At 34.3% G+C, this 1,745-nt stretch carries 2 protein-coding genes; one reads left to right on the forward strand and one right to left on the reverse strand.

The genetic code is table 11. The features are described 5' to 3' along the window. Window positions 1-326 precede the first annotated feature (326 nt). Entirely contained in the window at window positions 327-659 is a 333-nt protein-coding gene (locus RU87_RS09405) for a hypothetical protein (RefSeq protein ID WP_068164968.1), read from the forward strand. A gap of 39 nt (window positions 660-698) precedes the next feature. Here the strand turns inward: RU87_RS09405 and RU87_RS09410 are convergent, their stop codons facing one another. Beyond that, on the reverse strand, window positions 699-1,367 hold the full coding sequence (locus RU87_RS09410; RefSeq protein ID WP_021464853.1) for a type 1 glutamine amidotransferase: 669 nt from the start codon (window positions 1,365-1,367) through the stop codon (window positions 699-701). Between the last annotated feature and the right edge of the window lie 378 nt (window positions 1,368-1,745).

Here is a 1,745-nt window from a genome sequence, read left to right on the forward strand (position 1 = left end):
CTACAACCTTCGGTTCATCAAACTGCTTCGGTCTGCTTGACGACAGAAGCAGTTGGCTTGTCAAAGCGAAAGTTCGTTTTTAAAGTGCTAAAAGATTCTACAATAGCCCTAGAAGCTCATATTTTGCATTTTAAGCAACATTAGAACGTTGCTAGTATAAATTTACCACTTAATAGTTTAACGCTGTTTATAAGGCTTTATATTGGCTTATTTATAAACGTGGGGAATGTTGACTTTTATTTTTGGTGTGTTCTTGCTGGTAATCTTCGTAACGGTCAACGGACTTGTCATAGTAAAGCATTTCTTTTTCGACTTGTTTTAAGGTCTTGTGTAAAGAAGCAGCGTTTGAAATACTAGTTCATAATCATGAGCAAGAATTAAGATTTCTTAAACTTTGGGATGAAGATGCTCAACCATATTATTTTGAATCTCAACCCCAGCTCACGATTCCGAAAAGCATTAAGGAAAGTAGCTGGATGAAACATTTATTAAGTTGTGATTTATCTCAATTTGAGTTTGAGCGTTTTGACGAATTTCTCAATAAGGATGATGAACAGTTTCTAAAATGGGTAAATACGGGTAAGAATGAAAATATCTTATATATTTACCTCGCAGGCAAAGCCATCGGAGTTGATTTAGTGAAAGTGGTGGAGGGATGAAAAAAGCAAAGGATTTCTTCTTTTGCTCTCTCAATATGTTTATTGTGAAATGTAATCAAGTAGTTTGAACATTGTTTCTTTATTCTCACTTGGAAAATCATTAGTCAAAATATCTTTCGGAGATTGATTCAATGCATTGTTATTCAAAGCATAAGAAGCGTCATTTACGACAATTTCATGTATATCTGTTTTTGTAGGTTCAAAATGAAATTGTAATCCAATTATATTTTTTAGAAGAAAACCTTGATTTTCCAATAAATCACTACTGAACAATAACTCGGCTTCCTTTGGAATCTCAAACATTTCTTCATGCCAATGTAGTGCACTTAATTTAGGTGGAATGTTTTGAATTGAATTACTTTTGAGATAAACAGGAGCCCAACCAACTTCTTTATAAGGTGCTTTTGAAACATCGTATCCTAAAGTTTTAGAAATTTGTTGGGCCCCATAGCAGGCGCCGAATATTGGTATGCTTCTATCAATAAGTTCTTGAATTAGTTTACGCTCATCTTTAATCCAAGGCAAATCATCGTTTGGACTCATAGGGCCACCGAGGATGATTAACATATCAGTGTCTTTTTCGTTAGGAAGTATACCGTCAAAATAGTAGGGGTGATAAACATAAATGTCATGACCTCTTTCAAGTGCCCAATCTTTTATGAAACCAGGGCCTTCATTTGGAGAGTGTTGTAAGATATTAATCCTCATAATAACACCTTTCTATTTCAACGGCAATGTTTTTAACCGCACTTCGCCTGCAATTCACGTTAATTAAAATATTATAACATAGATAGCAAGAATATATTGAAAAACAAACTAATATCGCTGGTCAATGACTGGTGGGGAGGTAACTAAATGACAATACTACTAGCGCTGTCATTGCTGATGCTGGGCGTGAATATTTATGAGATTAGGAGAATGAAATGATCGCAAATATAATTATTATTGCGTACGTGTTATTGATTATTATTGGACTGTTCACTGTCCCTTACGAAATTGGGAAACCAAGAAAACCTGTTACTACTGGAAGTGCTATTTCTGGAATATTAATTAATATGGTTCTGTTGCAAAGTTTTAAATAAAGAA

The organism is Pseudolactococcus plantarum, from assembly GCF_002441715.1.
In the GTDB taxonomy this organism is placed as follows: domain Bacteria; phylum Bacillota; class Bacilli; order Lactobacillales; family Streptococcaceae; genus Pseudolactococcus; species Pseudolactococcus plantarum.

What these genes read in the sequence shown, in the direction of transcription:
- RU87_RS09410 (WP_021464853.1), bottom strand. Translation starts at nt 1,367, where the DNA reads ATGAGGATTAATATCTTACAACACTCTCCAAATGAAGGCCCTGGTTTC.